Origin of the sequence: Halomonas sp. A40-4, from assembly GCF_015767635.1 — a bacterium.
Lineage (GTDB): Bacteria > Pseudomonadota > Gammaproteobacteria > Pseudomonadales > Halomonadaceae > Vreelandella > Vreelandella janggokensis.
On the sequence record NZ_CP065230.1, the window covers coordinates 4047602 to 4070843 of the forward strand.

25 protein-coding genes are annotated in these 23242 nt (G+C 61.5%); 9 read left to right on the forward strand and 16 right to left on the reverse strand.

What is annotated here, in order from left to right; genetic code table 11:
- Positions 1-8: 8 nt before the first annotated feature.
- The 6 genes from ccmI to IT895_RS18785 form a co-directional block, all read right to left on the reverse strand.
- The gene (gene ccmI, locus IT895_RS18760) at positions 9-1256 is read right to left on the reverse strand and encodes a c-type cytochrome biogenesis protein CcmI (protein WP_023005048.1); all 1248 of its coding nucleotides are present in this window, start codon (positions 1254-1256) and stop codon (positions 9-11) included.
- Positions 1253-1729: a cytochrome c-type biogenesis protein gene (locus IT895_RS18765; protein WP_023005049.1), complete on the reverse strand. Its 477-nt coding sequence runs from the start codon at positions 1727-1729 to the stop codon at positions 1253-1255. Before IT895_RS18765 ends, ccmI begins: the two co-directional genes overlap by 4 nt.
- Positions 1720-2244 (reverse strand): DsbE family thiol:disulfide interchange protein, encoded by a 525-nt coding sequence (locus IT895_RS18770; RefSeq protein ID WP_031217685.1) that lies wholly within the window; start codon positions 2242-2244, stop codon positions 1720-1722. The genes IT895_RS18765 and IT895_RS18770 overlap by 10 nt, the downstream gene beginning before the upstream one ends.
- A complete protein-coding gene (locus IT895_RS18775) occupies positions 2241-4229 on the reverse strand; it encodes a heme lyase CcmF/NrfE family subunit (protein WP_023005051.1) in 1989 nt (662 codons plus the stop codon). Before IT895_RS18775 ends, IT895_RS18770 begins: the two co-directional genes overlap by 4 nt.
- A 70-nt stretch (positions 4230-4299) precedes the next feature.
- The gene (locus IT895_RS18780) at positions 4300-4542 is read right to left on the reverse strand and encodes a signal peptidase II (protein WP_442786525.1); all 243 of its coding nucleotides are present in this window, start codon (positions 4540-4542) and stop codon (positions 4300-4302) included.
- Between the two features lie 3 nt (positions 4543-4545).
- Positions 4546-5442, reverse strand: a complete 897-nt coding sequence (locus IT895_RS18785; protein WP_199284341.1) for a cation transporter — start codon at positions 5440-5442, stop codon at positions 4546-4548.
- A 95-nt stretch (positions 5443-5537) separates the two neighbouring features.
- Between IT895_RS18785 and cadR (IT895_RS18790) the strand changes: the two genes are divergently transcribed.
- Positions 5538-5945, forward strand: coding sequence for a Cd(II)/Pb(II)-responsive transcriptional regulator (gene cadR / locus IT895_RS18790; RefSeq protein ID WP_004364961.1), 408 nt, complete (start codon positions 5538-5540; stop codon positions 5943-5945).
- A gap of 114 nt (positions 5946-6059) precedes the next feature.
- On the opposite strand, the gene IT895_RS18795 is transcribed toward cadR (IT895_RS18790), so the two are convergent.
- The 6 genes from IT895_RS18795 to IT895_RS18815 form a co-directional block, all read right to left on the reverse strand.
- Positions 6060-6710: a TVP38/TMEM64 family protein gene (locus IT895_RS18795; protein ID WP_233337308.1), complete on the reverse strand. Its 651-nt coding sequence runs from the start codon at positions 6708-6710 to the stop codon at positions 6060-6062.
- Positions 6711-6815: 105 nt separating this feature from the next.
- On the reverse strand, positions 6816-7646 hold the full coding sequence (gene dsbG / locus IT895_RS18800) for a thiol:disulfide interchange protein DsbG (RefSeq protein ID WP_199284343.1): 831 nt from the start codon (positions 7644-7646) through the stop codon (positions 6816-6818).
- Positions 7647-7709: 63 nt separating this feature from the next.
- Positions 7710-7844 (reverse strand): hypothetical protein, encoded by a 135-nt coding sequence (locus tag IT895_RS19535; RefSeq protein WP_023005305.1) that lies wholly within the window; start codon positions 7842-7844, stop codon positions 7710-7712.
- Positions 7845-7870: 26 nt separating this feature from the next.
- Entirely contained in the window at positions 7871-10360 is a 2490-nt protein-coding gene (locus IT895_RS18805) for a heavy metal translocating P-type ATPase (RefSeq protein WP_195688903.1), read from the reverse strand.
- An 88-nt stretch (positions 10361-10448) separates the two neighbouring features.
- Positions 10449-10856, reverse strand: coding sequence for a heavy metal-responsive transcriptional regulator (locus IT895_RS18810; RefSeq protein ID WP_087720525.1), 408 nt, complete (start codon positions 10854-10856; stop codon positions 10449-10451).
- 82 nt (positions 10857-10938) lie between these two features.
- The gene (locus tag IT895_RS18815) at positions 10939-11571 is read right to left on the reverse strand and encodes a peroxiredoxin (RefSeq protein ID WP_095622760.1); all 633 of its coding nucleotides are present in this window, start codon (positions 11569-11571) and stop codon (positions 10939-10941) included.
- A gap of 250 nt (positions 11572-11821) precedes the next feature.
- Between IT895_RS18815 and IT895_RS18820 the strand changes: the two genes are divergently transcribed.
- Together IT895_RS18820 and IT895_RS18825 are read left to right on the forward strand one after the other, a co-directional pair.
- Positions 11822-12544, forward strand: coding sequence for a cytochrome c biogenesis CcdA family protein (locus tag IT895_RS18820; protein WP_233337309.1), 723 nt, complete (start codon positions 11822-11824; stop codon positions 12542-12544).
- Positions 12545-12616: 72 nt separating this feature from the next.
- Entirely contained in the window at positions 12617-13213 is a 597-nt protein-coding gene (locus IT895_RS18825; protein ID WP_233337310.1) for a class I SAM-dependent methyltransferase, read from the forward strand.
- Here IT895_RS18825 and IT895_RS18830 read toward each other — a convergent pair whose 3' ends face one another.
- Complete coding sequence (locus IT895_RS18830; protein WP_108131996.1) at positions 13214-13435, reverse strand: hypothetical protein; 222 nt, start codon at positions 13433-13435, stop codon at positions 13214-13216.
- Between the two features lie 193 nt (positions 13436-13628).
- Positions 13629-14525: a cation transporter gene (locus tag IT895_RS18835; protein WP_199284345.1), complete on the reverse strand. Its 897-nt coding sequence runs from the start codon at positions 14523-14525 to the stop codon at positions 13629-13631.
- Between the two features lie 97 nt (positions 14526-14622).
- Between IT895_RS18835 and cadR (IT895_RS18840) the strand changes: the two genes are divergently transcribed.
- Positions 14623-15030, forward strand: a complete 408-nt coding sequence (gene cadR / locus IT895_RS18840; RefSeq protein ID WP_199284346.1) for a Cd(II)/Pb(II)-responsive transcriptional regulator — start codon at positions 14623-14625, stop codon at positions 15028-15030.
- A gap of 137 nt (positions 15031-15167) precedes the next feature.
- Here the strand turns inward: cadR (IT895_RS18840) and IT895_RS18845 are convergent, their stop codons facing one another.
- Positions 15168-16550 (reverse strand): DegQ family serine endoprotease, encoded by a 1383-nt coding sequence (locus IT895_RS18845; protein WP_199285527.1) that lies wholly within the window; start codon positions 16548-16550, stop codon positions 15168-15170.
- Between the two features lie 206 nt (positions 16551-16756).
- On the opposite strand from IT895_RS18845, the gene IT895_RS18850 reads away from it, so the two are divergent.
- The 3 genes from IT895_RS18850 to IT895_RS18860 all read left to right on the forward strand — a co-directional run bounded on the left by IT895_RS18850 (position 16757) and on the right by IT895_RS18860 (position 19682).
- Positions 16757-17671 (forward strand): cation diffusion facilitator family transporter, encoded by a 915-nt coding sequence (locus tag IT895_RS18850; protein ID WP_133483788.1) that lies wholly within the window; start codon positions 16757-16759, stop codon positions 17669-17671.
- A gap of 101 nt (positions 17672-17772) precedes the next feature.
- Entirely contained in the window at positions 17773-18450 is a 678-nt protein-coding gene (locus IT895_RS18855; RefSeq protein ID WP_199284347.1) for a DsbA family protein, read from the forward strand.
- Positions 18447-19682, forward strand: a complete 1236-nt coding sequence (locus IT895_RS18860) for a M23 family metallopeptidase (RefSeq protein ID WP_136254659.1) — start codon at positions 18447-18449, stop codon at positions 19680-19682. The genes IT895_RS18855 and IT895_RS18860 overlap by 4 nt, the downstream gene beginning before the upstream one ends.
- A 310-nt stretch (positions 19683-19992) precedes the next feature.
- Here the strand turns inward: IT895_RS18860 and IT895_RS18865 are convergent, their stop codons facing one another.
- On the reverse strand, positions 19993-20451 hold the full coding sequence (locus tag IT895_RS18865; protein WP_035414193.1) for a MerR family transcriptional regulator: 459 nt from the start codon (positions 20449-20451) through the stop codon (positions 19993-19995).
- A gap of 89 nt (positions 20452-20540) precedes the next feature.
- Here IT895_RS18865 and IT895_RS18870 point away from each other — a divergent pair, with 89 nt between their 5' ends.
- A complete protein-coding gene (locus IT895_RS18870; RefSeq protein ID WP_199284348.1) occupies positions 20541-22739 on the forward strand; it encodes a heavy metal translocating P-type ATPase in 2199 nt (732 codons plus the stop codon).
- A complete protein-coding gene (lspA, locus tag IT895_RS18875) occupies positions 22736-23239 on the forward strand; it encodes a signal peptidase II (RefSeq protein ID WP_035414197.1) in 504 nt (167 codons plus the stop codon). The genes IT895_RS18870 and lspA overlap by 4 nt, the downstream gene beginning before the upstream one ends.
- Positions 23240-23242: the final 3 nt, after the last annotated feature.

Sequence of the window (23242 nt, forward strand, 5' to 3'; positions counted from 1 at the left end):
CAGCCTGGCTAGTCAACGATGCGATCGATGGTGACGTCGATCGGCGAGTCGGCCTCGCCGAGTGTCACCGGCCCCGCCTCGCCGATCAGGTCGCCTGGCTGCGGGGTGGCCTCGTCCGATGCGGAGACGCGCACCGTCAGGCGCAGCTCGGCAATCTGGGAGAGCCGTGCTTGGGGCGCCATGGCATCGTCGTCGTCGAGTGTCACCTCGAGCGGTAGGTCGGCGACCGTGGCCCGCTCGATGGCCAGCGGCGGCAGTTCGCCGGCCACGTCGCGGGCGACGACGAACACCGTGTCGCCCGGCGCGGCCCACTCGCGGAGCGCTTCGGCGAGGCCGACCCTGACCGCGAGCGACGCGCCGTCCTGCGCGGCCTGATGGGCATCGACCTGGTCGGACGAGGCGTCCAGGCGCTGTTGTGCCACGGCAATGCCCTCCCGCAGCGCTTCCGCCGAGCCGGGGTCGTCGAAGCCGGCGATCGCGCGTCGCCAGTAATCGATAGCCTCTTCATAGCGGGCGCGATCGAAGGCATGGATGCCCAGCATGCCGAGCACCGTCGGCTGACGCGGATCCTTGTCTAGGGTCTCGTCGACCAGTGCCTGGACCTCCTCGGTCATCGAGCGATTGGCGACGAAGAATTGGATCTGTGCCAATTGCGCCAGCAGGGAAGGCTGTCGACCCTCCAGCTCAATCAGGCGCTCAAGCGCGGCGATGGCATCACGTCCCCGATTGCTGTCCCGGTACAGCGGAAACAGCGACATCCACACCTTGGGATTGTCCGGCTGTCGCTTGGCCTGCTCCTCGAGCCGCTCGATCAGCATCGCCAGCGAGCCGTCAGGCGAGTTGCGCACCTCCTGATGCACGGCATACAGTGCCAGATCGCCCTCGGCGCCTTCCCGTTGATACCAGAGCAGACTGGCCACCACCAACGCCACCATCACCAGCGGCACCAACAACCGTCCGGCCTGGGGGGATTTGAGCGGTGTGCGTCGGCGTACCTGGGTATCCTCGAGCAGGCTGCGTTCGAGCTCCAGCCGACCCTCCTCGACTCGCGCGGTGTCGAGCTCGCCGCGTGCATGGGCCGTTTCCAGCGAGGCCAGGCGCTGACGATAGACCGCCACGTTCTGGGCATCGGTGCGCTGCTTGGTTTCGAAGGCCTGCTGAGCATCGTGCAGCGGGCGGGTCCGTCTCAGCGGCAGGATCACGAGCCACAGGGCAGGCAACAGTAACAGGGCGATGCCCAACCAGAGCAGATTCATTCGCTCCCCTCGCGGTTAAACAGGGCATTGAGGTACTCGCGCTCCTCGGCGCTGAGCGCTCGAACCTGGGCATGCTTTCGTTTGCGGACGAAGACCGCCACGATAAACCCCCCGATCATCACCAGCACGAACGGCAATCCCCATAGCAACCAGGTACGCTCGTCGAGTCGCGGGTTATAAAGCACGAATTCGCCGAAGCGTGCGACCATGTAATCGAGGATTTCTTTATCGGATCGCCCTTCGCGTAACAAATCTGCAACGCGTTCGCGCATGTCGGCAGCCACCGGGGAATCCGAGCTGTCGATGGCCTGGGCATCGCATTTGGGGCAGCGCAATGAGGCAGTAAGATCACGATAGCGCTCGGCCATTACTGGCCTCTCGAAGTCACGCACCTCGATAGCCGAATCCGCCAGCACAGGGACCGACGTTATCAACAAGAGCAACAGCAGGCCGGCCCGGGTCATCAACGCCATTTGCCCACCTCCTGCACGACACGTTCGACATCCTCGGGAGTGATATAGCCCGTGTGCTTATAGCGAATGATGCCCTCGGCATCGACGAGGAAGGTCTCCGGCACACCGTAGACGCCGAGCTCGAACCCCAGATCGCCATCCGGATCGAAGATATTGACTTCGAACGGGTCGCCGAACTCGTCGAGAAACTCCCGCCCCTTGACGCGGGTGTCCTTGTAGTTGATGCCGACCAAGCGCACGCCGCGCTCAGCGAGTGTCAGCAGCTGGGGCATTTCCTCCTTGCAGGTCGGGCACCACTCGGCCCAGACATTGACCAGCGTGACCTGCCCGTGCAACAGCGACTCATCGACCCGGGCACCAGGATCCTTCAGTGTCGAGAGGGAAAAGGCAGGAAACTGCTGGGCTAGCAGTGCCGAATTGCGGGCACTGGGATCCATGGCCAAGCCTCGGTAGAGAAAGAAACCCAGTCCCAGGAAAACCAGCAAGGGGAAAAGCAGTAACAGTCGCCGTTTCATGTATGGACCTCACGGAGGAGAGTGGAGTCAGCTGGCACTGAGCGCTGACGCCGATAGCGACGGTCCGCCACCGCCAGCAGACCGCCAGTGGCCATCAACAACGCCCCCAGCCAGAGCCAGCGTACGAACGGCTTGATCTGGATTCGCATGGCCCAGGCACCGTCACCCAAGTCTTCGCCCAGCGCCACGTAAATGTCCTGCAGCAGCCCAGGGCGCAGGGCGACGTCGGTCATGGGCTGACCGCGGGCAATATACAATCGCTTCTCGGGCCGTAGGGTGGTGACATGCTGGCCATCACGTGTCACCTCAAGGGTTGCCGTATCGGCCAGGAAATTGGGACCGCGGCGCTCGCTCAGGTCGGTCATGGTGAAGCTGTAACCGCCTATCTCGACACGCTCCCCCACGGCAAGACGTACGTTACGCTCGATGGCATAGTTCGACACCATGGCCACGCCCACGATGGTGATGGCCATGCCCAGATGGCCGACTACCATGCCCCAATGCGCCAGCGACAGCTTGCGCAAGCCGGCCAGGGGTGAGGAGGCATGGCGGGTCTTGTCGAACAGGTCACGGATCAACGCCAGCACGACCCACAGGGCCATGACCAGCCCCAGCGCCACGGCGGCGTTCCATTCTCCGCCGTAGAGGAACGGCACCGCCGCCGCCGTGATCAGCGCGGCGATGCCGGACCAAAGTAGTCGGCGCATCAACTCGCGCCCCGCCATCTGCTTCCAGCGCGCCACGGGGCCTAGCCCCATGAAGGCGCACAGCAGCACGGTCAGCGGCACGAATAGCGTATTAAAGTACGGTGGGCCGACGCTGATCTTGCCCAGCCCCAGGGCATCGAGAATCAGCGGGTAGACCGTGCCCAGCAAAACGGTCACGGTCATGACGACCAAGAGGATATTGTTGATCAGCAACAGCGCATCTCGAGACAACCAACCGAAGCCCACATTGCCGCTCATCCGCGGCGCACGCAGGGCAAAGATCAGCAAGGAAGCGCCCACCGTGAACCCCAGCAGTGCCAGAATGAAGATGCCCCGTGACGGGTCATTGGCGAAGGCATGCACCGACGTCAGCACCCCGGAGCGCACCAGGAAGGTGCCCAGCAGCGACAGCGAAAAGGTAAAGATCGCCAGCAGGGCGGTCCAGCTCTTGAAGGTGCCACGCTTTTCCGTGACCGCCAGCGAATGGATGAGCGCCGTCCCGGTCAGCCAGGGCAGGAACGAGGCGTTCTCCACCGGGTCCCAAAACCACCAGCCGCCCCACCCCAGCTCGTAGTAGGCCCACCAACTACCCAGCGCGATGCCCATGGTGAGGAAGGCCCAAGCAATATTGGTCCAGGGCCGCACCCAGCGTGTCCAGGCGGCATCGAGCCGCCCTCCCAGCAAGGCAGCGATGGCAAAGGCGAAAGCTACCGAGAAGCCCACATAGCCCATATAGAGCATGGGGGGATGGAGGATCAGCCCGACGTCCTGTAGCAGCGGGTTGAGATCGGCGCCGTCCTGAGGCACTCCCGGCAGCAGACGTTCAAAAGGGCTCGACGTGATCAGGATGAACAGCAAGAATCCGGTGCTGACCATGCCCATGACCCCCAAGACACGGGCCAGCATGTCACGCGGCAGGTTGCGCGAGAACAGGCTGACGGCGAAGCCCCAGCCGCTGAGGATCAGGCTCCATAGCAGCACCGAGCCTTCGTGTCCCCCCCACACCGCCGTGAGCTTGTAATACCACGGCAGCATCGAGTTGGAGTTGTTGGCCACATAGGACACACTGAAATCATCGAGCAGGAAGCTCGCGGTCAGGCTGGCATAGGCCACCAGCAAGAAGGCGAACTGCCCCCATGCCATGGGCTCGGCGAAGGCCATCCAGAGTGGGCGGCGGAGCGTGACACCCGCTAACGGAGCCAGCGCCTGTATAAACGCCAGGCCCAGCGCCATGATCAGCGCGAAGAGACCGAGTTCAGGAATGATTTTGACGAGCATGGTGATTCCGTCTTGAGTCGCGTGATTTCGGGTATACGGATTTAATGATTGATGGGGTGAAGGTGCCCCATCAACCATTAAATCCGTATACCCTAAAAAAGTAGCGCTGCCAGCCTCCACCATTCGCAAAAAGACTGAATGCGGCACCGGTGTTCCATAGGTGCACCCAGTTAAAGAACGGGGTCACCGAAACATACTCGCCATAGGCCATTGATTGCTGCACCAGCCACTTTACAGCCTGATCAGACGCTGCCAGCAGGCCCGATATGGACAATAGGGCATACGGCGAGAGCTTTTTGCCAACAATGAGCATTATTTAACCCTTCAACGCCAAAATGCGTCTGGCACCGTTAAGTACAATGCCCCCCGCGATGGTGCCGATAATCAGATCCGGATAATTGGAACCGGTCCACGCGACCAGGGCGCCGGCGGTGATGACCCCCAGGTTGATCACCACGTCGTTGGCCGAGAATATCCAGCTTGCCTTCATGTGCGCCCCGCCTTCCCGATGTTTGGATATGAGCAGCAGACAACTGGTATTGGCAATCAATGCGACGAATGCGATAGCCATCATCACCAGCGATTCAGGCTCACTACCGAATACAAAGCGTCTCACCACCTCTACGAGCACGCCCACAGCCAAGATCAGTTGCAGTACACCAGCAAGATGCGCGGCACGTACCTGCATTTTCACGCTATGTCCAACCGCATAAAGGGCAAGCCCGTACACCGCCGCATCGGCAAAATTGTCCAGGGATTCTCCAATCAGGCCGGTGGACTGGGCGATCAGACCGGCAGTCATTTCCACCACGAACAGAAGTGCATTGATGCCGAGCAACCAGCGCAGGGCCCCGGATTCTTGCTTAGCAGAAGCTGCCGAGAACTCGGCGGCCTTGATGGTCTCCGGATTTGCAGCGACGGTTTCCTGAAGCGAGGCGCCTAGCCCCAAGGTCTTCAGTTTCGAGGTGACGGGCTCGACCTCGCCGTCATGTACGACCTTCAGCCGGCGGTTCGACAAGTCGAAGGACAGCGCTCGAACCTCCTCAAAGCCGTTCAGGGCTAGGCGAATCATTCGCTCTTCTGATGGACAGTCCATCTTCGGCACGGCATAAACGCTGACCCATCTCCCCGGCGCTTCGGAGGAGGCCTGTATATCGGTATCCGCTGCGGACGTTGCATCACCGCCACAGGCGCCACCACAGGATTTGCTCATGATACGACTCCACTTGAACAATGTTGTGGTACCATTTAAAACTATAAAGCTACTATAAGGTCAATAGAGTAAAGAATCCGTTGGGGAGGAGGCTGATGCGCATTGGTCAGTTGGCGCAGTTGGTAGGGGTCGAAACACAGACGATCCGCTTCTATGAACAGCAGGGCTTGTTGCCGCCGCCTGATCGGCAGGACAACGGTTACCGTGTCTATACCGAGAAGCATGGTGAGGGGCTGGCCTTCATCCGTCGCTGCAGAATCCTGGGCCTGTCACTGGCTGAGATTCACGAACTACAGAGCTATCAGGACGACCCTCATCAGCCTTGTACCGCCGTCAACGCCTTGCTCGATGATCACATCTCTCATGTGCGGTCGCAGATAACCGCTCTGCAAGCGCTTGAGAAACAACTCGTTTCACTGAGAGCGAGTTGCAACGATGACCGGGAAGTTGAGGCGTGTGGGGTTCTTGCTGGAATTAGCGAAGGAAACATGCACCAGCAGTAGGTGAAGCATCAACCAGATAATCCGATGAGATGCCGGTCTGTCTCACTCTCATGCAAAGGTAAGATCAACCATTTAATCCGCTTACCCGGGCGAGGCAATCGGCATCGGCAGCCGTCAATTGGAGCTAGTCCGTCGCTTTCGATGCCGAGTCCACACAACTCTCGCCAGGAGCGGCAGGAGCGTGACCCCACTCGCGAGGATCAGCGCGACCGTGAGGCCACGGGAGTCGGCGGTAATCAGGACTTCGCCGAATATGACGATCAAGTAAGCCGTCGGAACCACCCCGGCCAGCGTGGCAATCAAGAAACGCCAGAAGGCCAGCGGTGTCAGGCCCGCCGCGTAGCTGACGGCATCGAACGAAATGAATGGCACCAATCGCGATGCGAATACGACGAGCATCAACCCGGTTTGAGAGCGCTCCTTTCCCAGCCAGTCCAACATGGGACGTATACGCGACCAGCGATGGATCACCTCGTAGCCGAGCAGGCGGGCGATGCCGAAGGCGAGCAACGCGCCGGCCTCGGCACCGATGACCACATACGCCGTCCCCCATAGAGGGCCGTAGATCGCACCGGCCACCATGGCGATCGGCCCACTGGGTATCGGGCTCATGACAATGGCCGCTATCATCATGGCGATAATGGTCAATGGCCCCCAGCCCCCCAACTGGCCAACCCACTCACGCAGAGCCTGCTTATTGGTGAGCGTCGATAAGGCACCGGTCTCCATCAGGATCCAATAGAGGGTCACCAAGCCAATCAGCACAGAAGCTCCCAATATGAGCCTGTGCTTTACACCGAGCGTGCTTGCCATACTCATCTCAGTTGTGTGAGATGACATCTCATGTCACCCCTGTGCCGTTATGGCGTGTCATTCGACACCCAATATGTTGCGAAGCCGGTCGGTCGACACCGCACCATTGATGCGCTGCACATTACCTTCTTCATCGCGGTAATAGCTGGTCGGCGTTCCCGTGGCGCCGGCCTCGCGCATGAGCTGGGCATGCCGCCTAAGAAGCGCTCGACTCTCCTCCGACGGCACCACCGGACTGATGCCGCCATTGCGGAAGTTCAATTCATGGGTTTCGAGGGCTTTGGTTGGGTCATTCGACTCAAGGATCGCGGCCGCCTTGCGGAGACTGTCCTCTGACAGAACGCCGACCAGCACATGACGAAGCTGAAGCTCACCTTGATCGATTAGAGACCGTGAGCTCTTCCACAGCGCATTGCAGTAGGGACAATTGGGGTCGGTCAGCGTATACACGATATGTGACGCACTATCAGGTCCTTCCGGAATAAAGCGAGTGTCCTCGAACGCGCTCCAGGTAGCTTCCAGCATCGGTTCCAGCACCAGAGCTTGAAGTTGATTTTCCATTACAGCGTTGCCCTGAGGATCAATTAAGGTACCGATGATGGCGTGGTCGGAAGTGGAGGGAATATAAGCCGCCACGGGCTCATTATCATAGGACAAGGCATAACCTTGTATATCTCCCGGGGCATTAAAGGTTCCGTGTAATTTGAGTCCTTGATCCAATAATGCCGTAATCGATGCGGGCAGGGGTGTTCCAGTATCGGCTGTACTAATGGCCTGGTGGCCTTCAAGAGAATCGCCCCCCGTTTCCTCCGCCAGAGCGGGGAGCGTAATGAGACCGAACAGCCCTACAACAGCAAGGCAATAAGTGGAGTAGATGATTTTCTTCATGAACGGCCTCTTCATCGCTCTCTGATCAACCCGGGGAATCGAACCTGTCGTAGCGATTGGTTGTCAGCTATCACGCTTCTTTCCGAAGAACAGATACTTGGCGAGCGCGGCGACGCCAAGCACCAACGCAATAATCAGCAGGATGGAAATGAGCCCCATCCCCGCCATCCCCCACGTGCATGCTTCGCTTCCCATCATCCTGGTCTCCTGTTGACTTTCGCTGCTTAGGCCTGGTGGACTTGACCTGTCTGGGGTTCACCGCTCGTCACCGGCGAAGCGTCATCGATATCCGGCGTGAAGCGGCGTAGCCGCAACGAGTTGGTCAACACGAAGACGCTGGAGACGCTCATGGCGGCTGCCGCCAGCATGGGGCTGAGCAATACGCCGATGAACGGATAGAGCACGCCCGCCGCCACGGGGATCAGCGCCACGTTGTAGCCATAGGCCCAGACGAAATTCCCGATGATGGTCCGGTGGGTACGCTTGGAGAGCGCCACGGCATTGACGATTCCCCTCAGGTCGCCACGCATCAGCACTACGTCGCCGGCCTCGATGGCGATATCCGTCCCGGTACCGATGGCGATGCCCACGTCGGCCTGCGCCAACGCCGGGGCATCGTTGATCCCGTCGCCCACGAAGGCGACCTTGCCGCCCTCGGCCTGTAGTCGCTTGATCTCGTCCGCCTTCTGGTCAGGCAACACCTCGGCGAGTACGCGCTGAATGCCAACTTGACGAGCGATGGCGTCGGCCGTACCACGGTTGTCGCCGGTGAGCATGGCCACCTCCAGCCCCTGCGCCTTGAGTGCTGAAATGGCTTCGACCGAGCCCTCCTTGAGCGGATCGGCCACCGCGATGACCGCGGCGAGTCGGCCGTCCACCGCGGCATAGAGGGGGCTCTTGGCATCCTCGGCAAGCGCCTTGGCGCGCTCTTCCGCCTTGCCGAGCCCAATCCCGAGCCGGTTCATGTAGCGATCGGCCCCTATGTGAAGCCGGTGACCGGCGACGTCGGCTTCGATGCCGTAGCCCGGCTCGGCGCTGAAATGGCTGACGGCCGGCAGCTCGAGTCCACGTGCTCGGGCACCACGCACGATGGCCTCGGCGATGGGGTGTTCGCTCTGGGCTTCCACCGCCGCGACAAGGCGAAGCACCTCGTTCTCGTGCCCCTCGATCACTTCGAAGTCGGTCAGCTCGGGTCGCCCCTGAGTCAGGGTGCCGGTCTTGTCGAGCACGACGGTATCCATCTTGGCCAACGTCTCAAGCGCCGCGCCCTTGCGAAACAGCACTCCTATCTCGGCCCCCTTGCCGGTACTGACCATGATCGCGGTCGGGGTGGCCAGGCCCATCGCGCAGGGGCAGGCGATCAGCAGCACGCTCACCGTGGTAACGAAGGCGAAGGACAGCGCCGGGGCCGGCCCGAAGGCGAACCACACCCCGAAAGTGATCAGGGCGATGACGATCACTGCGGGCACGAACACCCCGGCGATCTTGTCGGCCAGTTGCTGGATCGGGGGCTTCTCGGCCTGGGCCGCTTCCACCATCTTGACGATCTGCGACAGCACGGTGTCGGCACCGACCCGCGTGGCGCGGAAGGTAAGCGCGCCGTTCTTGTTGATGGTGCCGCCGACGACTTCGGCATCCTGCTGCTTGGCAACCGGTACCGGTTCGCCACTGATCATCGACTCGTCGACGAAGGAATGGCCTTCCTCAACGATGCCATCCACCGGGATGCGCTCGCCCGGGCGGGCCAGGATGCGATCACCGGGCACGACGGCCTCGATCGGCACCTCGACCGCTTCACCATCGCGAATGACGCGGGCGGTTTTTGCCTGCAACTGCAGGAGCTTCTTGATCGCCTCGGAGGTGCGGCCTTTGGCGATGTGCTCGAAGTAGCGTCCCAACAGGATCAGCGTCACGATCACCGCTGCCGCCTCGAAGTAGCTCACGGCGGTACCAGCCGGGAAAAAGCCGGGCACCAGCAGGGCGGCGACCGAATAGAAGTAGGCGGCGCTCGAGCCGATCATGACCAGACTGTTCATGCCCGGGTTGAGATGCCGGAGTTCGGCATAGCCACCGCGATAGAAGCGTGCCCCGGCATAGAACTGCACGGGCGTGGTCAGCAGCCACTCGACGCCCATCCAGCCGCGATGCGGCATCATGCTCGCCAAGAGCGCATCAAAGGCGGGAATCACTTTTCCCATGGCGATGATGACCACCGGGATGGTGAGCACTGCCGCGAGCATGACCCGGTGGAGAAGCTGTCGTCCCTCGCGATCCTCGTCGTCCGCCTGCTGCTGCGACTCGGTTTCCTGCGGTTCATAGCCCGCCTCGCGGATGGCATGCTGAATGCGTGCCAGCGATACGGTCCCCGGCAGGAAACGGACGAAGGCCTTCTGGGTGGCGAGATTGACACTCACCTCCACCATGCCGGGCAGCTTGCCGAGCGCTCGTTCTATCCGCGAGACGCAGGATCCGCAGCTCATGCCGGTGACGGGAATCTCGAGGCTCTCCACCACCGGCTGATAGCCCGCCGTTTCGATAGCGTCGAGCAGGCTGGCCGTCGTGGAGCCTCCCTCCATCTGGATCGTCGCCTTCTGGGTGGCCAGGTTCACCTGAGCGTTAATCACGCCCGGCTGCTGGCCGAGGGCCCGCTCCACCCGTCCGACGCAGGACGCACAGGACATACCCCGAATCTCGATATCGACGTTTTCCGTCATTACTGTGGTCTCCTGGCTTAGTTACCTGCCGGCCCGGCGTGCGCGCTTCGGGACTCCGGCGTTACACTGCCGGAGGCGACGATGTCGCTCATTCGGCCTTCTCGGCGATGGCCTCGACTATCGGGCAGCCTTCCTGCATCGGCCCTTCGCCCGCACATTCGTCGAGTGTTTTCGACAACACGGCCTCGATCCGCGAGAGATGTCGAATTTGCTCGCGGATCTTGTGCAGTTTCTCTCCGGCGATGCGCTTGGCCTGCGCCCGGTCGCCGTTGGCATCCTGGAGGATCAACAGCTCACGGATTTCCTCGAGCGTGAAGCCCCACTGCTTGGCATGGACGATGAATTGCAGCCTGGCCACGGCATCCAGGGGATAACGCCGATAATTGGCGTCCGTCCGCTGGGGGGCGGGCATGAGTTTCTCTTTCTCGTAGAAACGAATCGCCTGGCTGGCGACCCCGCTGCGTTCGGCAAGCTCGCCGATACTGAGTGTTTGCATGGCTTCACCTCACGACACTGTGAATCGGAGCTTCCGACAGGCCGTCTGGGACAGGCGGCCTGATTCGCGAGCCGTGGCTCCGTTAGTCCGGTTGACGCACGACTCGCAGGTAGGACGTCTTGGCGTTCCAACCCTCGGGGAAACGTTCTTTAGCGTCGTCATCCGAGAGCGACGGCAAGATGATGACATCGTCACCGTTTTGCCAGTCGACGGGGGTGGCCACCTTGTGCTTGTCGGTTAGCTGGAGCGAGTCGATGACCCGCAGGATCTCGTCGACGTTACGCCCGGTGCTGGGCGGGTAGGTCAAGGTCAGGCGGATTTTCTTGTCGGAATCGATAATGAAGACGGTACGCACCGTCACCTTGGGGTCGGCTTTCGGATGGATCATTCCATACAACTGAGCCACCACCTGGTCCGCGTCTGCCAGCAGGGGGTAGTTCAGGGCCGCGCCCTGGGTCTGCTTAATATCCTCCGCCCAGTCGTGGTGAGAAGCGAGGGGGTCGACCGACACCCCCACCAGCTTGACACCACGCGCGGCGAACTCGTCCTTACGCCTGGCAAATGCGCCCAGTTCCGTGGTGCAGACTGGCGTATAATCGGCGGGGTGCGAGAACAGCACGGCCCAGTCCTTGCCCAGCCACTGATGAAAGCCAAGCGTGCCTTCGGTGGATTCGACCGTGAAATCGGGAGCTATCTCCCCTAGCTGTAGGGTCATCTCGCTTTCCTTATCTCTGCTAAGTGTCAGATGATGCACTACGCACGATAACCTTGAAGTCAACTTTAAGGTCAAGGGCTTTCGAAGGAAGGTGGGTTATCTCTTTAGATTATATCGATAGTCATTTATTCGTGATTGACCTTGAGGTAGACACAACCTTTAGAATCATCCGCCGAACCAAATGCGAAGCAGGCGGCTGGCCCCAGGCTGCTTCGCGCCCAGCACCTTGCCCCCCAGGAAGCGTAACGCCTTGGAATCTCTCTCTTCTATCGGTCTGATCGGTGCCTTCGCCGGCGGGTTGGTCTCCTTCTTCTCGCCCTGCACCTTGCCGCTGTTGCCGGCCTACCTGTCGGTGGTCACGGGCGGGAGTGCCGGCAAGGCCGATAGACGCCTGGAGGCATTGATCCTCAGTGCCTTCTTCGTCTTCGGCTTCAGCATCGTGTTCATCCTGTTGGGACTCGGCGCCAGTGGTATCGGCCAGCTGATGCGGGGGTATCGCCAGGAATTCAACTGGGTCGCCGGCTCGGCGGTGATCGTGCTGGGCCTGTTCATGACCGGTGTGTTCCGGTTGCCGCTGTTCCAGCGCACCCTTCAGTTCACACCGAAGGTCCAGGGTGGCTCCCCGCTGTCGGCGACGGTGTTCGGGGTCTCCTTCGCCATCGGCTGGACGCCCTGTATCGGCCCCATCCTGGGCGCCATCCTGATGGCCACCTCCAGCGCCGCCAGTGCCCAGGCCGGCATGCTCTATCTCAGCGCCTACTCGGCGGGCCTGGCGCTGCCTTTTCTCGCCAGCACCCTGCTGATCAATCGATTCGCCCTGCATCGGCAACGTCTGGGTAGGTGGAGCGCCTATGCTCGCCCAGTTGCCGGCACGATCGTGATCCTGATGGGCATCGCCATCGTCTCGGGCACCATGACGCGGCTTTCCAGCATCATGGTCGACTTGTTTCCCTCGCTGGCGACACTGGGGTAGCCCGGCCGTATATCGGTCATGCGACAACCACACTGAAGGCGGTTCCTGATGTCCTTCTACGAGAATCACGTTTTGCCACACCTCCTCCACTTGGCATGCGGCAACACGGTGGTCGAGCGACAGCGGGCGGCCGTGGTGCCGCAGGCACGGGGCCGTGTTCTGGAGGTGGGTATGGGGTCCGGGCTCAATATTTCCCACTACGATCCGGACCGGGTCGAGCTGGTCTGGGGGCTCGAGCCTTCCGAAGGCATGCGACGCAAGGCCCGCCACAACGTCGCCAGCGCACAGTTCGAGGTGCGCTGGCTGGACCTGCCGGGCGAGGAGGTCCCTCTCGACGACAACAGTGTCGATACCGTGGTGCTCACCTACACCCTGTGCACGATTCCGGACTGGCACCGGGCGTTGGAGCAGATGCGTCGCGTGCTCAAGCCGGGTGGCCAACTGCTGTTCTGCGAACACGGCACGGCGCCCGACGAAGCCGTACGCCAGTGGCAGCGCCGTATCAATCCCCTGTGGCGCAGAGTGGCGGGGGGCTGCCATCTCAACCGCGACATACCCGAGCTTATCGGGCACGCAGGCTTCGGTATCCAGCGGATGGAGACGGGCTATCTTTCGAAGGTCCCGAGGTTTGCCGGTTTCAATTTCTGGGGGGCTGCTGTTCCCCGCTGATCAAGCTCGCGTGTAATGAGGCGATTCCCCGAACAACTGGCCATCCACTTCGATGGCGGTGCCATCCACGAACACTGGCACATAGCTCAGGGTCTTGACCTGATAGTCCAGGATCGGCGGCGCCAAGTGCCTTGCCCAGTAGCGAGCGATGCTCTGGAGCGCGTCGAGGTGGACCGTCCCCATGCGTACCAGGTATTTGCCGAGGCGGCCTCTCGCCGGCACGGTCTCGATGCCCAGCAGCTTCGCCGTGACCGGATCCTGACGAAAGGCGTCCAGATCGGACGCGCGCCATTGCCCGTGGCGAGGGAGGCCACCAGGCTCCAGAGTGTCTTCGCAACACTGGCGTCGTGCTTGAGGTGACTTTGCTAGGTGAACTGGCTCAGCAGGCCACTGAATAGCTATTAATAGACATTATTTAACCCTTGAGCGCCAGAATGCGCCTGGCACCGTTGAGCACAATGACCCCCGCGATGGTGCCGATAATCAGATCCGGATAATTGGTTCCGGTCCACGCGACCAAGGCGCCGGCGGTGATGACCCCCAGGTTGATCACCACGTCATTGGCCGAGAATATCCAGCTTGCCTTCATGTGCGCCCCGCCCTCTCGATGTTTGGATATCAGCAGCAGACAACTGGTATTGGCAATCAATGCGACGAATGCAATCGCTATCATCATCAGCGATTCAGGCTCGCTACCGAATACAAAGCGCCTGACCACCTCTGCGAGTACGCCAACCGCCAGAATCAGTTGGAGCACACCTGCAAGATGCGCGGCACGCACCTGCATTTTTACGCTATGCCCAACCGCATACAGGGCGAGCCCGTACACGGCCGCATCGGCAAAATTGTCCAGGGATTCTCCAATCAGGCCGGTGGAGTGCGCGATCAGGCCGGCCGTCATTTCCACCACGAACAGGACCGCATTGATACCGAGCAACCAACGCAGGGTGCCGGACTCCTGCGCGGCAGAGGCCGACGTGTCACCGACCGCCTTGATCGACTCAGGATCGGCAGCGGCCGTTTCCTGAAGCGAGGCTCCTAGCCCCAAGGTTGTCAGTTTTGCGGTGATGGGCTCGACCTCGCCGTCATGCACGACCTCTAATCGGCGGTTCGACAAGTCGAAGGACAGCACCCGAATCTCCTCAAAGCCGTTCAGGGCCAGGCGAATCATTCGCTCTTCCGATGGACAGTCCATCTTCGGCACGGCATAAACGCTGACCCATTTCCCCGATGCTTCGGAGGAGCGACGCATATCGGTATCCGCTATGGGCGTCGCATCGCCGCCACAGGGGGCTCCACAGGTTTTGCTCATGATACGACTCCACTTGAATATTATCGGGCTATCATTTAAAACCATATAGTCACTATAAGGTCAACAGAGCGGAGAGAATCCGTTGAGGAGGAGCTTGGTGCGTATTGGTCAGTTGGCAGAGTTGGTAGGGGTCGATACACAGACGATCCGCTTCTATGAACGACAGGGCCTGTTACCGTCGCCTGATCGGCAGGAGAACGGTTACCGTGTCTATACCGAGGAACATAGTGAGCGGCTGGCTTTCATTTGTCGCTGCAGAATCCTGGACCTGTCGCTAGCAGAGATTCACGAGCTACAGAGGTATCAGGACGACCCTCACCAACCTTGTGCCGCCGTGAACGCTTTGCTCGATGATCACATCTCTCACGTGCGCTCGCAGATAACCGCTCTACAGGCGCTTGAGAAACAACTCGTTTCACTGAGAGCGAGTTGCAACGATGGCCGGGAAGTTGAGGCGTGTGGGGTTCTTGCTGGAATTAGCGAGGGAAGCATGCACCAACAGTAGGTTGACGCATCAACCATTAAATCCGGATACCCTCCCCAGCCGTGCATTAGAATGTACGAGAGTCTGAAGAAACGCCCCAGCGATCCTGTTCGCCAGGGCGCCGCTGTGCTGATGTATTGAACGCTACTCAGTCGCGGTTAGTCACCATTGCCCACTCGCAGGGCCACGAAGTAGGTGCGGCCTTCGCGGTTGAGCAGAACAGGCACCGCTTGATCATCTGGCAGGCGGGTCAGCATCTCCTTCAGCTGTTCCGGACTCTCTACCGGCTGCTGGCCCAGTCTGACCAGCACATCGCCGGGGCGAATGCCGGCGGCAGCGGCATGTCCGGCGGGGGCCACCTTGACGATGCGCACCCCGTGATCGATGCCAAGCCGACGCTTCTCCATGTCGTTCAACGGCTGAACCGCGATGCCCAGTCGAACCGGGTCGCCATCGGATTGACCGGCACCGGCATCCGGCCACTCGCCAACTTCCACCGTGATGGTCTCCTGCTGACCATCGCGCAGCACCCTGAGCTCGACCTCTTCCCCCGGACTCGTCTGACCGACCAGGCGCGGCAGCGTGGTGGAGTGGTCCACTTCCTGGCCGTTCACCTCAAGGATGACATCACCGGCCTTGAGGCCGCCTTCCGCCCCAGGGCTGCCGGGCTCAAGCTCGGCGATCAAGGCACCCTCGGCCTGTTCCATGCCGAAGGACTCCGCCAGGTCCTTGGACACCGGCTGGATGCTGACCCCCAGCCAGCCGCGGCTCACGTAACCCTCTTCGCGCAGCTGGTTGGCGACATCCAGTGCTACATCGATGGGGATGGCGAAGGAGAGGCCCATGTAGCCACCGCTGCGGGTCAAGATCTGGGAGTTGATGCCCACGACTTCACCATCCAGGTTGAAGAGCGGTCCTCCGGAGTTACCCGGATTAATCGCCACGTCGGTCTGGATGAAGGGGACATAGACGTCCTGAGGCAGGGTGCGGTTGATGGCGCTGATGATCCCGGACGTCACCGAGTGATCGAAGCCGAAGGGGGAGCCGATGGCGGCGACCCACTGGCCGACCTTGAGATCGGTGGACTCACCGAGCTCCAGGGTCGGCAGATTGTCCGCCTCGACTTTGAGGACCGCCACGTCGGTTTTTTCATCAGCACCGACCAGCTCAGCCTCGAGCTCACGCCGGCCATTCAGGCGCACCAGGATCTTATCGGCGTCCTTGACCACGTGGGCGTTGGTCATGATGTAGCCGTCTTCATCGAAGATGAAGCCCGATCCCAGTGACTGACGTGGCTCCTCATTGCGATTGGGCGCACCGCCGGGTGGCATCGGGATGCGGTCGCCGAAGAACTCTCGAAAGATCTCCGGCACCTCCTGCCCCCCAAACTGCCGAGAGGATGTCATGGACCTCTCGATCTCCCGTGAGGTGGAGATGTTGACGACGGCTGGCGCGGCCTTGTCGACCAACTCTGTGAAGTCTGGCAGCCGTGGTTCGGCGAGGGCTGGCGTCGCCAGCATCAAGAGTAAAGCTAGGCTCATCAGCCAGGTGTGCGGGTGAGGCTTAGGTATCACAATGGGCTCCTTCCGGGGCATGGGAGATGGTAACCATGTCTGGTACAGCGCCCACTATGCAAAGTTCCATACGCTTAGCCTTGGCTCGGTCTTCATTAGAATTCGGGCTTGAAGCTTGAGTTGCTATAGGTTTTATACTGCCGGGTCTCCAGGTGACACCACAAGGATGACGCATGGGACATCATCACGATCATCCCCACCTTGACCCCACCTCTGGTGACCGTCGGGTGAGCATCGCCATCTGGGCCAACGGGATATTGACCGTTGCTCAGATAGTGGGGGGTATCCTGGCGGGAAGCCTCGCGCTGATCGCGGATGCGCTGCATAATTTTTCCGACATGGCTGCCCTTGTCATTGCCTTTGCTGCCCGCAAGATCGCGAGGCGACCACCTGACTCTCAGATGACGTTTGGCTATGGACGAATCGAGATTGTCGCAGCGCTGATCAACTACACTACTCTCATTCTTGTTGGGTTTTATCTAATTTATGAAGGCGTGATGCGCATGATCGACCCGCCAGAGATTCAAGGCTGGATAGTCGTCATCATCGGGATTGTCGCTCTTCTTGTCGATGCGCTAACGGCCTTGCTCACCTGGTCGATGCAAAAACATAGTGTCAACATTCGGGCTCTCTTCCTGCACAACCTGTCTGATGCCTTTGCGTCCATCGCTGTGATCATTGGGGGCTCGCTGATTCTGCTATACGATATGCGCTGGGTAGACCCCGCGATCACGATCGGTATTGCACTCTATATTCTCTATCTTGCCTTTACGGAAATAGGTACCCCTATCCGGACACTGATGCTGGGCTCGCCTCCCGATGTCGATGGTCAATCAGTCATTGATCTCCTGCGCAGCGTCGAAGGGGTTGAGGATGTGCATCATGTTCACCTATGGCAAATGCAGGAGAATACCGCCGCACTTGATTGCCACGTGGTGACGACGGAAGCAGGCTGGCAGCAGCTCGAGGCGATCAAGGCGGATATCAAGGCGCAACTGAAAGCGCGCTTTGACATTGGCCACTCCAGCTTGGAATTCGAGCATATTGATCATGCGCATCAGGGAGCCAATCTTTATGGGCATGGATAACACGCCACTATTCGCCGACTTAGGCACCCAACAGCGGTTGAGATCCACTCAGCAGTCCTCTGGTCTTGCTTTCCGTTTAACCACTTGAATTGGAGAAGTCAATGTACAAAAAAGCGACGTTTATCCTGGTTGGCGCGTTGATGCTGACCGCCCTCATCGTGATCGTAGCGAGACCCTCGTTGTTGGGCATGGGCGCCGAGGCGGCCAGCCAGGATGGCGCTCAGGCCGAAAACTCTCTGGTGCGCTCACACTCGCCTGTTCTGGGGCCGGAAGAAGCGCCGGTGACCATCGTGGAGTTCTTCGACCCGGCCTGTGAGGCCTGCCGTGCCTTCTATCCGCTGACCAAGCGCATCCAGGAAGAGTATCCCGACCAGGTGCGGTTGGTGGTGCGCTACACGCCCTTCCACGGAGACCTGTCCGATACCGCCATTCGCGTGCTGGAAGTCGCCAGGCGCCAGGACGTCTTCCAGCCGGTGCTGGAGGCGTTGCTGGCTCGGCAGAGCCAGTGGGCGGCTCATGGCAGTGTCGATGAGGAAGCGATCATGGAGATCGCCAGCGAGGCCGGACTGGACAGAACCGTAGCCGAAGAGCAGCTCAATTCACCAGAGGTACAGGCGGTCTTCGACCAGGACAAGGCTGACGTCGAGGCCAACCAGATCAGCAAGACGCCGACCTTCTTCGTCAATGGCGAGCTGTTGGACCCCTTCGGCATGCAGGAGCTGGTCGACGCCGTTAACCGTGAGGTAGCCGAGGTCTCCGGCGAAGAGGATGCATCATGACACGACGCTGGTTGCTAGTGGGACTGATGGTCCTTAGCCCCGTGTTGGCCGAAGCCCGTTGGCAAGAGCGTGCCGGATTATCACTGGCCAAGCCGGCACCGGCCAGGGCACAAGCTATCGCGAAGGTGGGTCGCGTCGCCCAAGAGCTCACCGTGGCACCAGGGGATACCCTGGACGCACTGCTGCAGCAGCTTGGTGTGGATGCCGAGCTGCGCGCCCAAGCGGCGACCTCGCTGGCGAACAGGTTCGACCCAAGACGATTGCGGCCCGGAGATCGTATCACTTTCACCTCTCTGGCGACGGGACAGCCGGTGTCGGTGGCCATCGAGCGTGACTCGGGTATTCAGTACGTGGTCACGCTGGGTGAGCGTCCGTCGACGCGCATTGTCCAGCCTCGCCTCGACACCCTGACCCTGGGTCGTGAAGTAGATGTCAAGACGTCACTCTATGCCGCCTTGGAGGCTGAGGAGATACCCAGGCGTTTCGCAGCAGAGCTTGACATGCTGCTGGGCGGACTCATGGACACACGCCGGGATATCTCGGGTGGCGAGCGTCTGCAGTTACTGTGGGAAGAAGATCGCCGTGAGGATGGCACTCGAGTCGGGCCTCCCCGTCTGACCTATATGGGGTTGGCTGACCAGGCGGAGCGGCTGGAGATGGTATGGCCGGCGGACCAGAGAGCCAGCGTGATGCTCTTTAAGGACGGTAGCCTCCAAGACACCTTGCAGTTCCCGATTTTCGGCGCACGCCTGACATCCCCCTTCGGCAACCGGCGCCATCCCGTGTACGGCGGGGTCCGACGTCATGACGGTATCGATCTTGCCGCGCCTCGCGGCACCCCGGTCATGGCGACGGCGCCGGGGCGCGTCTCCTTCATCGGTCGCCGGGGAGGTTATGGACGTGTTGTCGAGGTAGAACATGATACGGACACCATCAGTCGCTATACGCATCTCAACCGATTCGCCGCCAGCCTGGCGGTCGGGGACTCTATCAAGGCCGGCGACAAACTGGGTGAGGTAGGGGCCTCCGGACTCGCCACGGGGCCCAACCTGCACTACGAAGTGAGGGTGGATGACCGCCCCGTGGATCCCCTCGAGGAAGGGCAGCGCCTCATTCTGAGTGAGTCACCCACACGCCAGGAGTATCGCAGCGCACTGTTCGAGGCTCGGACACGTCTGCAAAAAGCCATCGGAACGTCCGCTGCTTCCGATCTGGCCGCATTGGAGAACTGACAAGCCTTTAGGTGGACTTGCTGTGAAACACGCCTCGGTGGGCACAATGTACCTAGCGTCGCGTGACGCTACAGCCTCAGCGGCACTCACTTCACACGGGCAGGGGTTATGGAAGGTGTCTCGCCAGTCACGCTGGGGGTTTTAGGCAGCCTCGCCGCCGGCGCGATGATGTATGTCATTAGCCACGAGATCATTCCCCAGGCCCAACGCAGCGGTCACCAGAACAAGGCGACCCTGGGCTTCTCTATGAAGTTGGTGATCATGCTGTTCCTGAATGTCTCAACTAGGGCACGCTGGGACGCACAGGAGGTTATCCCAAATCGTGAGCGCCTTTGTGGGCTGCCTCACTGATACACAACTGGTGATCACTCAGCACCTCGATGATGCGACAGCTCTCGACCTTGCCGCCGGCACACTGGCTCACCATCCGCCTGAGTTCGTCACGCAGTGCCGAGAGCCGCTGCAGCCGCGACTCCACTTCCTCCAGGTGATGCTTGGCAACGGCATCGACCTCCTGACAGGGCATGTCGGGCTGGTCTGACATCGCCAGTAGCTCACGCACCGCATCCACCGAGAAGCCGAAGTCTCGGGCATGGCGAATGAAGGTCAGCCGCCTGACGGCTTCTTCGCCGTAGCGCCTCTGCCCACCCTCGGTACGCGATGCATCGCCCACCAGCCCGATGCGCTCATAATAGCGCACCGTTTCAGGCTTGCAGCCGGCGCGCCGTGCCAGCTCGCCGATACCGATGGTAGGGCTAATCTCCGGCATCCTGATGCTCCTCTCGCATGACTTGAACCTGTAGTTGCTACAGGGATTATGCTTCCGGACAAGATTAAGACATTCGGAGAGGCAGCGCCATGACCGAACCAACGCAAGGCACCATCCCGTCGACGCTGACACTGCAGGTGGAAGGCATGGACTGCGGCGGCTGCGAGCGCAAGGTAGAGGCCGCTCTGGGCCGCCTGGAGGGCATCGGGGAGGTGTCGGCCAGTTCGGTCACCGGATCGGTGAGGATTCACCCTCAACAGGATACGACGCCTTCTCATGAGGCGATCGAGCGGATCCTTAACGAGCTCGGCTACCAGCTTGCCACCGATGATGAGGGAGATGAGGCGGATGCCGCTCCGGCCTCTTGGTGGCAGACCGCCAAGGGACGCTTGGTGCTCGTCACGGGGGGGCTGCTGGCTCTGGCCTTCGTTCTCCGCCTGGTCTGGCCTAGCCTAGGCAACTGGCCCTTCGTCGCGGCCACCCTGGTGGGGTTGGTGCCCATTGCACAAGGCGCCTGGGGTGCGCTGAAGATGCGCAACCCCTTCACCATCGAGATGCTGATGAGCATCGCCGCCTTGGGGGCCCTGGCCATCAATGCCGCCGCCGAAGCGGCGGTGGTGGTCTTCCTGTTCGCCGTAGGCGAGTTGCTGGAGGGGGTGGCCGCGTCGAGGGCGCGACGCAGCATCTCGGCCCTGGCGGACCTGACGCCGTCCACGGCGAGGCTGATGGAGGATGGGGATACCCGTGAGGTTTCGGCCGCCTCGCTCACGCCTGGGCAGCGAGTCCTGGTGCGACCGGGCGACCGCGTGCCCTGCGATGGACGTATTCTGACCGGCGAATCCGACCTGGATGAGTCACCGATCAACGGGGAGTCGGTGCCCCGTACGCGGGCGCCGGGGGACGACGTCTTTGCCGGCACGGTCAACCTCGATGCCGCCCTGGAGGTGGAGGTAACCCGCGGCGCCGAGGACAACACCATCGCACGGGTCATCCGCCTGTTGGAGGAGGCCCAGGCCGCCAAGGCGCCGGTGGCACGTTTCATCGACCGCTTCGCTCGCTACTACATGCCGGCGGTGGTGGGGCTCGCCCTGCTGATGGCGGTGGTGCCGCCGCTGGTCTCGACCATGGCCTGGTCGGAATCGATCTATCGCGCCCTGGCCCTGCTGTTGATCGCCTGTCCCTGTGCTCTGGTGATCTCAACCCCCGCGGCGATCGCTGCCGGCCTCTCGGCGGGCGCCCGGCGGGGCCTGCTGATCAAGGGCGGCGCGGTGCTCGAACAGCTGGGTAAGCTGCGGACGGTGGCGCTGGACAAGACCGGCACCCTCACCGCCGGCACCCCCAAGGTCACCGACGTGGAGGACTGGGCCACTGGCCAGGGCACGCAAGAGATCCTGAGGCTGGCGGCTGGGATGGAACGTGACTCCAGCCACCCCATCGCCACGGCCATCCTCGCCCACGCTGAGCAGTTGGGCCTTTCCCTTCCACTGGCGAGTGAGAGCCGCGCCCTGTCGGGCCGAGGGGTCTCCGGTCGGGTCGAGGGGCGTGAGTTGAGCCTGATCACCCCCCGCCACCTGGCAGAGCAGGCCGCCCTCGATCACGATCTGAGCGCTCGGATCGCCGAGCTGGAACACGCCGGCAAGACTCTCGCCGTGCTGGTCGAAGGCGAGCGCCCGCTGGGCCTGATCGCCGTGCGCGATGAACCTCGCGACGATGCCCGGGAGGGGCTGACGGCGCTGTCGCGCCTAGGCGTGCAGGCGGTGATGCTCAGCGGTGACAATGCGCGTACCGCCGCGGCCATCGGTGACAGCCTGGGCATCGAGGCACATGGCGAGCTGATGCCCGAGGACAAGGCCCAGCGCGTTCGTGACTGGCAGGCCGCCGGCCGAGGCCCAGTCGGCAAGGTGGGCGACGGTATCAACGATGCGCCGGCGCTGGCCGCGGCAGAGGTGGGCATCGCCATGGGCGGCGGCACGGATGTGGCACTGGAAACTGCGGATGCGGCGCTGCTCAAGAACCGCGTCGGCGGCATCGCCGAGCTGATCGCCCTGTCCCGGGCCACGCTGCGCAACGTCAAGACGAACGTCGCCATGGCGCTGGGCCTGAAGGCCATTTTCCTGGTGACCACGGCGCTGGGCATCACCGGCATGTGGATCGCGGTGATGGCGGATACCGGCGCCACCGTGCTGGTGACCCTGAACGCCATGCGGCTGCTGGGCTATCGCTTCTCGCCAGGCAATAATGCCACGACTGGCTCGGCAAGCCCGCGCTACCAGGAAGCCACGTCATGAGGACAGAGCGGATACCGACAGTGCCACGCCGCTGGTACTGGTTGGCATTGGCCGTTATGGTCGGCCTGGCCGACCAGGCCATCAAGGGGCTGGTGCAGGCGCTGATGCCGTATGGCCAGACCATCCCGCTAGCCCCGTTCTTCAATTGGGGCCACTGGTGGAACACGGGAGCGGCCTTCAGCTTCCTCGCCGATGCAGGCGGCTGGCAGCGCTATCTCTTCTTGGGCCTGACGGGGATGGTGACTATTGTCCTGACGATCCTGCTGTGCAGGCCTAGACCTCGTCTGGAGGCGCTGGGGTACAGCTTGATGCTGGGTGGCGCGCTGGGCAATGGCATCGACCGCCTGGTACGAGGGTATGTCGTAGACTACCTGGACTTCTACTGGCATGAGTGGCACTGGCCCGCCTTCAACCTGGCGGATATCGCCCTGTTCCTGGGTGTCATCGCCTTTGCGATTGCGGCCTTACGTGAGCGTCCCTCCACCAGAGTGTCTGAGTAACGG